The sequence below is a fragment of the Anabaena sphaerica FACHB-251 genome (genome assembly GCF_014696825.1).
Classification (GTDB): Bacteria; Cyanobacteriota; Cyanobacteriia; order Cyanobacteriales; family Nostocaceae; genus RDYJ01.
The window spans coordinates 216,950-230,937 of sequence record NZ_JACJQU010000006.1 but is presented as its reverse complement, the minus strand read 5'-3'; the positions used below and the strand labels follow the sequence as shown (position 1 = coordinate 230,937).

Annotated in this window: 13 protein-coding genes and 2 pseudogenes; 4 read left to right on the top strand and 11 right to left on the bottom strand. The window is 36.6% G+C overall.

The genetic code is table 11. The annotated features are described in order from the left end of the window. The first annotated feature begins 50 nt into the window (after positions 1-50). The gene (locus H6G06_RS13425; RefSeq protein WP_242039692.1) at positions 51-668 is read left to right on the top strand and encodes a hypothetical protein; all 618 of its coding nucleotides are present in this window, start codon (positions 51-53) and stop codon (positions 666-668) included. Positions 669-1,487: 819 nt separating this feature from the next. Here the strand turns inward: H6G06_RS13425 and H6G06_RS13420 are convergent. From H6G06_RS13420 to H6G06_RS13385, 8 genes and pseudogenes are all read right to left on the bottom strand, one after another. After that, a pseudogene (locus H6G06_RS13420) lies at positions 1,488-1,885 on the bottom strand (PIN domain-containing protein). A 4-nt stretch (positions 1,886-1,889) separates the two neighbouring features. Continuing rightward, positions 1,890-2,186, bottom strand: coding sequence for a hypothetical protein (locus H6G06_RS13415; RefSeq protein ID WP_190560824.1), 297 nt, complete (start codon positions 2,184-2,186; stop codon positions 1,890-1,892). Between the two features lie 261 nt (positions 2,187-2,447). Further along, entirely contained in the window at positions 2,448-2,741 is a 294-nt protein-coding gene (locus H6G06_RS13410) for a PIN domain-containing protein (protein ID WP_242039691.1), read from the bottom strand. A gap of 114 nt (positions 2,742-2,855) precedes the next feature. Beyond that, positions 2,856-3,056 carry a type II toxin-antitoxin system VapB family antitoxin gene (locus H6G06_RS13405; RefSeq protein WP_190560822.1) on the bottom strand — a complete coding sequence of 67 codons (201 nt, stop codon included), beginning with the start codon at positions 3,054-3,056 and terminating at the stop codon, positions 2,856-2,858. A 115-nt stretch (positions 3,057-3,171) separates the two neighbouring features. Next, positions 3,172-3,387: an antitoxin gene (locus H6G06_RS13400; protein WP_190560820.1), complete on the bottom strand. Its 216-nt coding sequence runs from the start codon at positions 3,385-3,387 to the stop codon at positions 3,172-3,174. Next, the gene (locus H6G06_RS13395; RefSeq protein WP_338422941.1) at positions 3,384-3,581 is read right to left on the bottom strand and encodes a BrnT family toxin; all 198 of its coding nucleotides are present in this window, start codon (positions 3,579-3,581) and stop codon (positions 3,384-3,386) included. The genes H6G06_RS13400 and H6G06_RS13395 overlap by 4 nt, the downstream gene beginning before the upstream one ends. A 434-nt stretch (positions 3,582-4,015) precedes the next feature. Then, positions 4,016-4,960 carry a HEPN domain-containing protein gene (locus tag H6G06_RS13390; RefSeq protein WP_190560818.1) on the bottom strand — a complete coding sequence of 315 codons (945 nt, stop codon included), beginning with the start codon at positions 4,958-4,960 and terminating at the stop codon, positions 4,016-4,018. A 174-nt stretch (positions 4,961-5,134) separates the two neighbouring features. Beyond that, a complete protein-coding gene (locus tag H6G06_RS13385) occupies positions 5,135-5,710 on the bottom strand; it encodes a Uma2 family endonuclease (protein WP_190560816.1) in 576 nt (191 codons plus the stop codon). A 551-nt stretch (positions 5,711-6,261) separates the two neighbouring features. Between H6G06_RS13385 and H6G06_RS13380 the strand changes: the two genes are divergently transcribed. Both H6G06_RS13380 and H6G06_RS13375 read left to right on the top strand, forming a co-directional pair. Then, positions 6,262-10,248 carry a magnesium chelatase subunit H gene (locus H6G06_RS13380; protein WP_190560814.1) on the top strand — a complete coding sequence of 1,329 codons (3,987 nt, stop codon included), beginning with the start codon at positions 6,262-6,264 and terminating at the stop codon, positions 10,246-10,248. Positions 10,249-10,409: 161 nt separating this feature from the next. After that, complete coding sequence (locus H6G06_RS13375; RefSeq protein WP_190560812.1) at positions 10,410-11,036, top strand: transposase; 627 nt, start codon at positions 10,410-10,412, stop codon at positions 11,034-11,036. 98 nt (positions 11,037-11,134) lie between these two features. On the opposite strand, the gene H6G06_RS13370 is transcribed toward H6G06_RS13375, so the two are convergent. The 3 genes from H6G06_RS13370 to H6G06_RS13360 form a co-directional block, all read right to left on the bottom strand. Further along, the gene (locus H6G06_RS13370; RefSeq protein WP_190560810.1) at positions 11,135-12,319 is read right to left on the bottom strand and encodes a PIN domain-containing protein; all 1,185 of its coding nucleotides are present in this window, start codon (positions 12,317-12,319) and stop codon (positions 11,135-11,137) included. Positions 12,320-12,557: 238 nt separating this feature from the next. After that, positions 12,558-13,001 carry a type II toxin-antitoxin system VapC family toxin gene (locus H6G06_RS13365; protein ID WP_190560808.1) on the bottom strand — a complete coding sequence of 148 codons (444 nt, stop codon included), beginning with the start codon at positions 12,999-13,001 and terminating at the stop codon, positions 12,558-12,560. Then, positions 12,989-13,210 carry a hypothetical protein gene (locus tag H6G06_RS13360; protein ID WP_168499462.1) on the bottom strand — a complete coding sequence of 74 codons (222 nt, stop codon included), beginning with the start codon at positions 13,208-13,210 and terminating at the stop codon, positions 12,989-12,991. Before H6G06_RS13360 ends, H6G06_RS13365 begins: the two co-directional genes overlap by 13 nt. Positions 13,211-13,536: 326 nt before the next feature. Between H6G06_RS13360 and H6G06_RS13355 the strand changes: the two are divergent. After that, positions 13,537-13,988, top strand: a pseudogene (locus tag H6G06_RS13355) (Uma2 family endonuclease).

The window sequence follows — 13,988 nt, the reverse complement described above, 5'->3', positions numbered from 1 at the left end:
CCCAAATAATGCCATAATATTTTTTACATGGTGTAGATTTATTTGCTCTCATGAATAACAAGGTTCAAAAGATAAAAAACGGCTGGTTAGTTTGTAGGGAGTTGGTAATTCTCTGTCCTTGCTGTTTTTTGATTTCTTTTGTCTCTTTATCTCCTGCTTTCTCTAAAAATCTCATTCCCAAACCTGTAAATTCAGACTTGAGTAATTCTTGTTCTGAGCAAAGTTTGGAAAGTTTAACTACTGAGTTAATGTTAGATTTACCTAGCTATGCTAACCGCGTTACTCAAAGATCCCGTCTTCTCCGTCGCAGTGTTGATATTTATCCTTATATTTTGGCTGCGGGTAAGCCTGAGTTTCAATCTTTACCTTTAAATCCTGGTATTGATAGTTTCCAAAAGTATGAATCTGAAGGCGTTGAGCAGGTTTTCTTTACTACGAGAGAACGACAATATATCAATAAAAAAGCGATGGAATTACAACAGTTCCACTGGTTGTTTTTGACGAAAACTCAACTCGGTTGGCAGGTGGTGATGATGTTTACTCAAACTGGTGAATATCCAGTAAAACCACTGTTAGCACCACCCAGGGATAGTAGTAATGGTGCGATCGCTCAAGGTGTTAAGCTGTGGTTGCGCGATTGTGAGGCGGGAAGTGTGCGGAGAAAATAAATAGATTGTTGTAATTGAAGTCAGGATTTTGGAAAAAAAGATTTTTGTCAATAATCTAGAGTGATTCTCAATATTATTGAGAATTTTTATGATTTATTTAACGGTTTTTGGTCTTTTCAGCCATTGCTATTGACATAGTAATTTTTTTTTGCTATTTTTAGTTATGATCCAAAGGCGTTTTTATAACAAATTTTTGTCAACCACAAGTATAGTCTATTTAAGGTCTTGTGGGGAAATTCACGACATCTACAAAGTTTTGTATCATAGTTAATCAAAATCATAAGAAAATTAAATAACAAGGTATTATAGTTATTAGTAGCGTAAATATGCAATGTTTCCTTTTCTGTTTTTAAAGGATATCAGGTAAGCTACGCCCTGATTTACTAATAGCAGAATGTGGGAGCTTTGACAAGTAAACCTAATTGGGTAACACTGATGTCTAAGGAAAAAAAAGGTAATAAAGAAGCTAAAAAGCCTAAAAAAGATCCCAAGGACAAAAAGCCGAAAAAAGACCCAAACAGATATGATGGTTGAAGTAAATAATACTCTTTTGTAGGGTATAACAAAGGTTTGAGGTGATTAACTTTTAACAGATTAATGGAATTGTCCGTGTAGATAGATGGATGATTCCATTTGATTTTTAGGCGTTGCTGAATTAGGGTATGAAATTGAAAAATCAATGATTTCAAACTCTTACTCTCTGTGACTGGAGCGCCTCTGCGTGAAACAAAATCATACTCTTAATCAGCAAAGCCCATTTTTAAAGTAAATATTAAACTTTTAGCTATCTCTTGTTATTGTATATTTATGATTTCATCATCATAACCAATTTTCTAAATTAACCCCTTCAATTCTTAACAAATCAGAATCATTAGACACTAGAATTAAATCGCGGACAATTGCTGTCGCTGCTATTAAAACATCAGCATCTTGAATGGGTGTACCTTTAAATTTTAATTTTGCATGAATTTCACAAGATTTTTCAATAATTTCTAAATCATCTAAAAATAATACTGATAATCATTGCAAAATTCATGAAAATCTACTAATTGTCTAATAGCATTGATGGATATTAGTCCTCGTTTAATTTCATAGTAAGTTATACAACTAATAAATATTTCTGAACCGAGAAAGCTTAACTTTCTCAATTTATTATTAATAGTTGTATTTTTCTTTAACGCATAACTAACAATATTTGAATCTAGTAAATAATTCACTGTTTTATTTTCCTTCCACTGCTGCATCAAAAATCGCTATTTCTTCTGGTGTTAAATCATTTAATGTTCCAGCAACAGCTTCTAATGTTAAGATTTTACCAATTCTTCTGGTTAAATCATGTTCTTTAATTGCTCTCATTTCTTCTGGTGAAAATCTCCCAAATAATTCTATCAACATTTCGGTCATTTCGTGTTGGTCTAATTTCACTATATAGAAACTACTACCACGAATTAGTTTATCTACAATAGTTGAAATGCGTTCTGTTAGTTCCTGTTGATAGTCGGTTAATTGTTCTTGCATGGTGTTTACTCCGTTTTTTTTTGGTTGAGTTGAGAAAATCCAATTCTTACAAAAAAGGGAACAGATAAGAAACCTTAGTTCTGATCCTGTAAATATCATTATGATTGATCTAAATGCGATCATGCTCCACAGCCCTAACAAGCTATCGCTTCTTTATAAAAGACTACACGAAAATTATTCTTGTTTGACAGAAATTTCTCCCTGAGAGATGCCTCAATCGCACCAGATAAGGTCAGTGAAAAAACGAAAACTTGTTGGGTTTCATACTTCAACAGGCAATAAAATAATAGGCATATGTACTAGAAAATTCTGAAAATCATTGTCAGTGGAGAGGATGCTGTAGCTTCGACGATGAGCAACTGCACAAATCAAAAAATCAGTATTTGAACCCTGAATGCCCTTACTGCGGCAGGTATTGAAAAACTCGGCGGCAAGTTCGTAGTCTTCAGGCATGAGTTCTAAATCAGGGAAAGCTCGGAGGTAATCTCGCAGACGGGTAAACTGTTCAAAATTGCGGATTCCAGAAAGAATTTCTTGACGAATCGCGCCTAGCAAGGCAACTTGGTCATCAGTGATTAAATTCTGCTTTTATTGTGACTGCTGGGGAAGAATCAGGTAGTGTTCTCCGACGTAAAGCCTGTTACCAAACAGAAGTATCAACAATAATGCTCATGCTTGATGACGTTGCTGCTTATAGTTATAGCTTTCGTCATACTCGATAGTCCCAAAGAGGTCTAATATTTTGAGCCGCTTACGACGTTGAATATATTCGCGCAATGCTGTTTCTACTAAAGAATCAATGTTCACCTGATTGTCAAGTGCCAACGCCTCTTTGAGTAAGGCTTCGTTGATGTTGAGCGATGTAGTCACAATTAATTCTGATCCTAAAAATGACTAAATAAATGGTAGCGCACTCTAGGTGATTGATTTCATTTAAACTGCGATTACTAGGTCGCGCTTCGCGATCGCAGATGGAAATACAGATTTAATGGTTACTTTCTATTAACGATAATTTGCGTTTGTTTTCCATACATTCACGCAGATAAAGATTAATTAAACTCAAATAAGAAATACCTGTTTCTTGAGCTATTTCTTCAAAGTATTGAATAACATCCTTTTCTAAATCAATTGTAACTTGTTCTTTTAACTGTTTAGAATAGGGATTTTTAACGGATTTAGAAAAATCATAATTTTCTCTCATAGGAACTCCTGATATTGTTTTTGTTCTAGTTTATTTGCTTTTCTGGCTGAAATAATCCTAATTATTGAATCATTTTCTCGATAACAATGACAAACAACTAAAAGGCGATAATAAACACTGATTCCTAATAAAATAAATCTATCTTCATCTTGATAATGATCAGGATCATAAATTAAACGAGCATTATCATCAATCGTAATTTTCGGTGATCGCTATTCCAACTTATGCCTAAATGGCGATCGCACACAACTACACTAATTTTAAACGATCGCCTACTTTTTACTATCGCTTATTTTTGATCATTGATTAAGAGGTGAACGCAGATGAACGCAGATAATTTTTGTCAGAATCAGGATATCCAGGATTTGAGGATGTACAGGATGTAATTTATCGGTTATTTGTTGGTAGTAAATATTGTAATTGTCACAAATCATAATCAACAAAAATAGTCCCCAACTTCCTACAAACTATCATTAAATAATATCCTGAAAATCCTTTAATCCTGGACATCCTGATTCTGACAAAAATAATCTCCAATTTCCCACAAACCAATTCTTGATTATTGATTAATCTGTAAAATTCCTAGTTTAAGAAATAACGAACCATAGATCCAATCAGTTTGAACTTTTTACTGAATAATACCAAAAATAAGATCAACTATATATGCATCAAGTTTCTCAGGACTGCCATCAATTATCGCTCTTAAATCAGGACTAGACAGTATCTTATTCATAGCTTTTCTGAGTGAGGTATCGCAAAATTCAGATAACTCCTTGACTTTATCAATATCATTTTCCCTTATAGTCGATCCATGTACTATTTTGGATCTCACCGTGTATGCTTGTTTAGTTTGTTTGTAAATGTTAAGCCTCTCCTCACTTGAAGTGCTAATAAAAAAAGCTAATCTTTCAGAAAGCTGATGAGCTAACTCAGCTTGGCTGGTTGAAAATAGTGCCTCAAGAGCCGAGCAATAATTTGACACCTTTAATCCAACATCAGGATCAAATCTAGCACCTGTAATGTGATACAAAGCTAGAGCCGTTCTAGCTCTACCTTTTACTAACTGAGTTGAATAGGGATGTCCAAATAATTCTCCCTCAGAACCCAAGTGTTCTCGATAAAACTGTCTAATACTCCTCAGTTTATCCCGATTTAAAATTAATGTTTTCTGTTTCCCCGAAGATGTTGTGTACTTTGTAGCTAGAAAATTACTACTTACCCCTAGCCTTCCATCAACTACATAAAACAAAAAACCTATTTCAAAATCAACATTATTATCTTCGTAGAACCATATCGCTGATAGGAGTGATTGAACACAGTAGAGCTTATGAACAAGAAATTCTTGAGGACTTACACCTTCAGGTAATTTCTCAACCGAGTAAACATATGGTTTTGAGTCCATAAGAGACTCATACTCTAACTTTCCTATTATGGGAATGGATTCAGAAGGAATTATTTTTTTAAGGGTATTAATATCATTAGATAAAAATGTGAAATCATCAATCTTGTCGCCACGACCTAGATTACCTTGAATTTCCAAATGATGAATAGAAATGAGGAAAGTAACTTCCATATAGTAGAATCAACTCGAAACAATAGGCTTTGTATATCTAAGTAAAAATTGTTAAGTTAGAGATTATGAAAATCACCTAAAGACCCTGCATTTACCAACTTTTTTTTTACAAAAGATGAAGTTTTTGAAATTACCAACAATCATTTACCTGGTTAAATAAATACCTATATGATTTTACCAAATCATCCCCAAATTCAAAACAAAACCCTTTAAAACATCTTCCCCCGAAACCGTAGCAGGAGATTCCAAAACCTCAATCTCCTTCCCTGGTCTATAAATCTCCACTTGACGAGATTTCCGATTAATTAATATACCCAAACCCACACCATTATCTATATATTCCTTCATCTTTTCCTGTGTAGTTTTCAAACTATCACTAGGAGAAAGTAACTCAATTACAAAATCAGGACAAATAGGAGGAAACTTTTGTTTTTCGTCATCAGTCAAAACATCCCATCTTTCTAACTTGAGCCAAGAAGCATCAGGAGAACGGTCTGCACCATTTGGTAACTTAAAACAAGTAGAAGAATCAAAAACTATACCCTGTTTATTTTGTTCATTCCAAATCCAAAGTTGAGCAGTTATACCCGCATTACGATTTCCTGTTTCTCCTCCCGTTGGTGGCATAATTATTAAATCCCCATTAGCTGTTCTTTCAAATCTCAATTCCCGGTTTTTTTGACATAGCTTAAAAAACTGCTCATCAGTCATTTCTATTACTGATTCTAAATTGACAGTTAAAGCATTCATAGTCATATCCTCATTGAATATTTAGGTAGAAAATTTAACTATCTTATATCTTATTTTATATGATTAATCCGATTTTTTATATCTTTATATGGAGTATTTAACAGAGAAAATTAAACCCTACATAAAAACTCTCTTGAACTCTCTTACCTCTGCGTCCTCTGCGCCTCTGCGCCTCTGCGGTTAGTTCCTCTTCCTTCCTCTCTTCTTCCTTCGTGTTCTTCGTGCCTATCCCTACGGGACGCTACGGGAACGTGGTTCATTTTCATACAAACCCCTACCCTTCCCCACACCCATTAAACAACCATATAGTTAAATAACAGAATATCAATGTAAACAGAATTTACAAAAACCTGAGAGAATGTTAGTTATTTGTTAAGATTTGTCAAAAATGATTACGTTTTTTATATCATTTTGTTTCAGTTCGGGGAGAAAACCCCCACTGAGTCAGAGTTTTCTGGTAAAAAACTCTTAATTGCCGAAGAAAATGGAAGAGAAAACCGGCATTAGCCGTGATGAACTTCCGAGAACACGCCTCAAAGGAGCTTATCTGAATGTTCACCCAGGTCAAGTCCACAATTAGACATATAGCACCTGACGATTTACGCGGACGCAATCTGATTAAAGTCGTTTATGTTGTACTTGAGTCTCAATACCAGAGTTCTTTATCTCAAGCGGTACGGGAAATTAACGCCCATCATCCCAGCCTAGCGATTGAAATCAGTGGATACTTGATTGAAGAACTACGCAACTCTGAAAACTATGAGGAGTTGAAACGTGATATAGCCAGTGCTAATATATTCATTGCTTCTCTGATTTTTATAGAAGACTTAGCACAGAAAGTAGTTGCCGCCGTTGAACCCCATCGTGATAACCTAGATGTAGCGGTTGTCTTCCCCTCCATGCCCGAAGTGATGCGCCTGAATAAAATGGGTAGCTTCTCCTTGGCGCAGTTAGGACAATCCAAGAGCGTTATTGCCAACTTCATGAAGAAGCGTAAAGAGAAATCTGGCGCTGGTTTCCAAGACGGAATGTTGAAGTTATTGCGGACACTTCCCCAAGTGCTGAAATTCCTACCCATGGAAAAAGCACAAGATGCGAGAAACTTCATGCTCAGTTTTCAGTATTGGCTAGGTGGTTCAGCGGAAAACCTGGAAAACTTCTTGCTGATGCTGGCTGATAAATATGTATTAAAAGGCGAAGACAGACAAAAATTAGCTGCTGCTGACTATCAAGCACCAGTTGTTTATCCCGATATGGGTATTTGGCATCCCTTAGCACCGAGTATGTTCGAGGATGTGCGAGAATATCTAAACTGGTATGCTGTCCGCAGGGATATTTCCCGAAATCTCAAAGACCCCCTTGCACCATGTGTAGGCTTGGTTTTACAACGGACTCACCTAGTGACCGGCGATGATGCCCATTATGTGGCAATTGTCCAGGAATTGGAATCATTAGGGGCAAAAGTTCTGCCTGTGTTTGCTGGTGGTTTGGATTTCTCTAAACCAATAGAAAGTTACTTCTATGAACCAACAACTAAATTACAGTTAGTAGATGCGGTAGTATCTTTAACTGGTTTCGCTTTAGTGGGTGGACCCGCTAGACAAGATCATCCTAAAGCTATTGAAGCATTAAAACGCCTCAACCGTCCCTACATGGTGGCGTTGCCTTTGGTCTTCCAAACTACCGAAGAATGGCTAGATAGCGATTTGGGGTTACATCCTATTCAAGTAGCCTTACAGATTGCTATACCTGAACTTGACGGGGCAATTGAGCCGATTATATTATCAGGTAAAGATGGGGCAACTGGGAAAGCGATCGCTTTACAAGATCGAGTCGAAATAGTCGCCCAAAGAGCGTTAAAATGGGCAAATCTGCGCCGTAAACCCAAATTAACCAAAAAAGTCGCTATTACCGTTTTCAGCTTCCCACCCGATAAAGGAAACGTAGGAACAGCCGCATATTTAGACGTATTCGGTTCTATCCATGAAGTCATGAAAGGACTGAGAAATAACGGTTACGACGTGCAGGACATTCCCGAAACTCCCCAAGAGTTGCTAGAACAAGTCATCCACGACGCACAAGCACAATACAACAGTCCTGAACTCAACATCGCATACAAAATGTCCGTGCCAGAATATGAAGCACTGACACCATACTCCCAACGCTTAGAAGAAAACTGGGGACCACCTCCCGGAAACTTAAACAGCGATGGACAAAATCTGTTGATTTACGGGAAACAATTTGGTAATGTATTTATTGGTGTCCAACCAACATTTGGTTATGAAGGCGACCCCATGCGGTTGTTATTCTCCCGTTCCGCAAGTCCTCACCACGGTTTTGCAGCTTATTACACCTACCTAGAACGGATTTGGGGCGCTGATGCTGTGTTACACTTTGGGACACATGGCTCATTGGAATTTATGCCCGGTAAGCAAATGGGAATGTCTGGTGATTGTTACCCAGATCAACTAATTGGCTCAATTCCGAATCTGTATTATTACGCAGCGAATAACCCCAGTGAAGCCACAATTGCCAAACGTCGCAGTTATGCCGAAACAATTTCTTACCTGACACCACCTGCGGAAAATGCTGGTTTATACAAAGGTTTGAAGGAACTCAGCGAGTTAATTGCTTCTTACCAAACTTTGAAAGACACGGGACGCGGCGTTTCTATTGTCAATTCCATCATGGATAAATGCCGTATTGTCAACTTAGACAAGGATATTGAGTTACCAGAAACCGATTCTAAGGATATGTCCTCGGAAGAACGGGATAATATTGTCGGTAGCGTTTATCGGCGGTTGATGGAGATTGAATCGCGCTTGTTACCTTGTGGACTGCACATAATTGGTAAACCTCCTACTGCCGAAGAAGCGATCGCAACTTTGGTAAATATTGCTAGTTTAGATCGTGAAGAAGATAATATCATCGGTCTACCCAGCATTATCGCTAGAAGTCTGGGACGCAACATTGAAGATATCTACAGAAGTAACGATGCCGGCATTTTGGCAGATGTGCAACTATTACAAGATATCACCCTCGCTACCCGTGCAGCAGTTACAGCATTAGTCCAAGAACAAATTGACGCAGAAGGTAGAGTTTCCCTGGTTTCCAAGTTGAATTTCTTCAACATGGGTAAAAAAGAACCTTGGGTAGAATCTCTGTATCAATCAGGTTTTAACAACGTTGACACCTCTGCGTTAAAACCCCTGTTTGAATATTTGGAATTCTGCTTAAAACAAGTTTGTGCAGATAACGAACTCGGTGGACTTCTCCAAGGTTTAGCCGGTGAATACATCCTACCGGGCCCCGGTGGCGACCCCATCCGTAACCCAGACGTATTACCCACAGGTAAAAATATACACGCCTTAGATCCCCAATCTATCCCCACTTCCGCCGCCGTTCAATCTGCGAAAATCGTCGTTGATAGGTTGTTAGAACGGAATAAGTCGGAAAATGATGGCAACTGGCCAGAAACTATCGCCTGTGTCCTCTGGGGTACAGATAACATCAAAACCTACGGTGAATCCCTCGCCCAAATTATGTGGATGGTGGGAGTGCGTCCTGTTCCCGATGCTTTGGGACGGGTGAACAAGTTGGAATTGATACCTTTAGAAGAGTTGGGAAGACCTAGAATTGATGTTGTAATTAACTGTTCTGGTGTATTCCGCGACCTGTTCATTAACCAAATGAACCTGCTTGACCAAGGTGTGAAAATGGCTGCTGAAGCTGATGAACCTTTGGAAATGAATTTTGTCCGCAAGCACGCTTTGAAACAAGCGGAGGAAATGGGCATAAATCTGCGTCAAGCTGCAACCCGTGTATTTTCTAATGCTTCTGGTTCTTATTCTTCTAATATTAACCTGGCGGTGGAGAATAGCACTTGGGATAGTGAAGCTGAGTTACAGGAAATGTATTTGAAGCGGAAATCTTTCTCCTTCAATTCTGATAACCCCGGTGTGATGGATGAGTCTCGGCAGATTTTTGAAACCACTTTGAAAACTGCCGATGCAACTTTCCAAAATCTTGATTCTTCGGAAATCAGTTTAACTGATGTTTCCCATTATTTTGACTCTGACCCCACTAAATTAGTTGCAAGTCTGCGTGCAGATGGTAAGAAACCTGCATCTTACATTGCAGATACAACTACCGCGAATGCACAGGTGAGAAGTTTATCGGAAACTGTGCGTTTGGATGCGCGGACTAAGTTGTTAAACCCCAAATGGTATGAGGGGATGTTGTCTCACGGTTATGAAGGTGTGCGCGAACTTTCCAAGCGGTTGGTAAATACCACTGGTTGGAGTGCAACTGCTGGTGCTGTGGATAACTGGGTTTATGAGGACACGAACGAAACTTTCATCAAAGATGAGGAAATGCAGAAGCGTCTCATGAATCTCAATCCTCATTCTTTCCGCAAGATTGTTTCTACTTTGTTGGAAGTGAATGGTCGCGGTTATTGGGAAACAAGTGAGGAGAATTTAGACAGGTTGAGAGAGTTGTATCAGGAGGTTGAGAATCGGATTGAGGGTATAGAATAACTATCATCCGATTTTGTAGAGACGTTGCATTAATTGTGTAGAGACGTTCCATGGAACGTCTCTACATTTTGGGTGATTTCTTTATTATGTTGTAGGTGATTTGTTACAAATTACATAACCCACATTTTTATAAATCACAATTTTTCACGTCATATAAAACAATGACATTATTCAAAAATAAATATAGAGTTGAATCAACGAGATTACCAAATCGGGATTATTCACAAAACGGTTGGTATTTTGTTACGATATGCACTTATGAGCGTGAATGGTTATTTGGTGATGTTGTAAATGGTCAAGTTCATTTATCAAAAATTGGTCAAATAGCACAAAAATTTTGGGCTGAAATTCCTCAACATTCTAAAAATACATATATAGATGCTTATGTGATTATGCCTAATCATGTACACGGAATTATTGTAATTGATAATCCTGAATCTAAAGAAATTTTCCAATGTAGAGAAGTTCCATGGAACGTCTCTACAAAATCGGATGTGGATGATAATTCCACAAAATCGGGTGATGATTTTGACGATACAGATGTTTATCAAAATTTGTCGAAAATGTCCCCAAAAGCAGGTTCTTTGAGTGTAATTATTAGGTCATATAAAGCTGCTGTCACCCGTTGGTGTAAGATGAATGGTTATCCTAATTTTGCTTGGCAGCAGCGATTTTTTGATAAAATTATTCGTGCTGATGGATCTGTGGATAACATTAGAGAATATATTATTAATAATCCTCTTAAATGGGATTATGACAAGAATAATTCATCAGGTTTATGGATGTGATATATATAATATAGACACATGGTATCCATAATGTCAATTTTTTAATCTATATTAAGTAAACTGAGATTTAATATTTCAACCCACTATAAATTAGAGAATTAATTATCATCATACTCATCAGGAGAAAAACAAGAATCCAATTCCTCTTGATTCTCTTCAAATCCTTCATCTACTAACACAATAGTTCCAATAGATCCATTTGTGTCTAAATCAACATTCTCAATAGCATTAAAACATAAATGATGTAATTCATCTCTAAATAATAGAATTTCTAATTCAACAGATATTACAATCTTTTGCTTTAATTTTTCTGTGACATTTTGAATATTATAATAAGCATGATCTTCACTATCCCAAAAAGCATATTCGGTACTATCATAGCTAATATGAGCAGTATAACTAATATCAATTTTTAGCTCGAATGTAATTATAGGATATTCAACTTCTTGATTATTTATATCTACAATGGATTTATCAATAATGTTTATTACATCTACCACGACTTCTATATACTCACTACCTGGCTCAAGGTAGCCATAAGCAAAATCATCGCTGAGAGAAAATTCTCCCTCAATAAAAATGCTTGATATTTCTTCTTTTATCTCTTCCAGATTATCTTCAAAGATTTCGTAGCACAAATCAATTTCATCACTTTCTTGTGCTATAATATCTTCCAACAATTTATCAATACTTTCTTTATATATTAAGTGTTCACTTTGATTAGAAGCTTCCAGCCAATCTTTGTCTCCACTAATAACGTATATTTTTCTATTTTCCTTTTTAGCCTTTTCTTCTATGGCAGCTAGAGCAAATGCATCTGGAAATTCGTGCTTCTTTTGACCATTATGAAATGGAGCAATACTTTTAAAGTATTTAGCAAAAATATCTTCTGGTGAAACAGTTTTAATACTTAGTATTTCTATTTGTGATTTTTCAATAAAATCACTAAACTGTTCTCGTAATTCATTCATAAGTTCCTCTTCTTCCAATGTTAAATTTAGTAATTTTTGATATTTAGATGAATAATAGATAATTTTGGCTTGTTCGCGAAAATCTTTATGGAGCTTTTTGAAACCTGATGCTGCTTGTTTTGCCTTTCTATGAATATGCTCACTAATTTCTTGATGTGTAATCGTAGTTAAATATATAGAAATCTTTTCAGCCCTAACTAGCTCTATTAACTTTTGGAAGATTTTAGACTGAAAATTAAAGTTTGCTTTATCAAAGACTTCTGTATCCAATGCAACCAAGCGAATAGGTTGTTTTATAGTTTTTTCCAGCATAAGCTTTGGCGTTAAAGCTAAGATTATTAGTATTTAAGTAGCAAAATTTATAACAATTATAAAACATTGATTCACGTATCACAAGTTTAATTTTGAAGATGTTTGCTATGTGGGGATGTGATAGCGAAGCACTCCGTAGGAATCGCTGTTTGGGGATGTTGGGAGTGCGATAGCGAAGCGCTCCGTAGGAATCGCTGTTTAGGGGTGTGGGGAGTGCGATCGCTATATTTAAAAATACCTAACTCATCAACTGATTTAAAACCAACACTGTTAACCCTGGTAAAGAAGGTAAACGCATATCATTGGTTAAGAAAAAAGACGCACCTCCATAAATAGCAGTAGCCATGTGAATAGCATCCGGTGTTCTTAAATTGTAATCTGCTCTTAGTTTAGCTGCATTTTCAGCAATATCTGGTAAAACTTCAATAGTTGTTAAACCTTGAGAATTGAAAAGAATATCACGATATTGTTGAGCTAATATTGTATTTCCCGCACGTAAAGGATAAACTAAAACTTCTGATATAGTTAAAACCGAGGTGACAACACTAAACTCACCTCTATACATTGCTGTAAAAAAAGCATCTGTAGCTTTTAAATAACTAGGATTTTCTTCTATAAAATAAATTAGCGGTGCAGTATCTAAACCTAATATTTTACCCTGTAATTTATTTAACCATTCCATGAATCACGCTCCTGATTAACATATTCCTGAGCGTCAATATTCCCCCAAATTTCCTTACCTAAACCACGCAACTCTAAAATACTACGCTTTGGTTTTGATGTCATTTTCAATTGTTGACGAATTAAGATAGATAAATTTTCAACCAATTTAAGCTGTTCTTCAGGAGTCAAATTTTTAGCTTGCTCTAACAATTCTTGATAATTAGACATACATTTTTTGCTTATTTATAGATTTAAGCCTAATTTTACTATACGCTATTTTGGGGATGTGGGGAAGTGCGATAGCGAAGCGCTCCGTAGGAATCGCTGTTTGGGGGTTTGGGGAGTGCGATCAGTGTTTTGAGGTTTGGGAAATGCGATAGCGAAGCGCTCCGTAGGAATCGCTGTTTGGGGGTTTGGGAATGCGATCGCTGTTTTAGGGATGTTGGGGTGCGATCGCTTCCTGGTAATCTAATTATAGAATCAGCAATATAATGATAGATATGTATGTCTGCTAAAGATATTTTTCATGGAGTTGACATTGGTTTAGAAGAAATATGGATTTTATAACTCTCTATCTACCTCCATCAATTCAAATAACAGATAATCAATTTTTTGATTTATGTCAAATCAATGAATTAATCAAATTTGAACGTAATGTTGATGGTAGTCTGATATTAAAACCTTTATTGGGTGGAATAAATAGCAATATTAATGCTGGTTTAACTTCCCAATTAGCAAATTGGAACGATGATAAATCACAAGGTCTAGTTTTTGGTTCTGATGTCGGTTTTGTTTTACCAAATGGTGCTATTCGTTCTCCTAGTGCTTCTTGGATTAAGTTAGAAAAATGGGATGCTTTAACTGAGGAAGATTAATTAATCGTAAATCTCGTCAAGTGGAGATTTATAGACCAGGTAAGGAGGTTGAGGTTTTGGAATCTCCTGCTACTGTTTCGGGGGAAGATGTTTTAAAGGGTTTTATATTGAATTGGGGGATGATTTGGTAA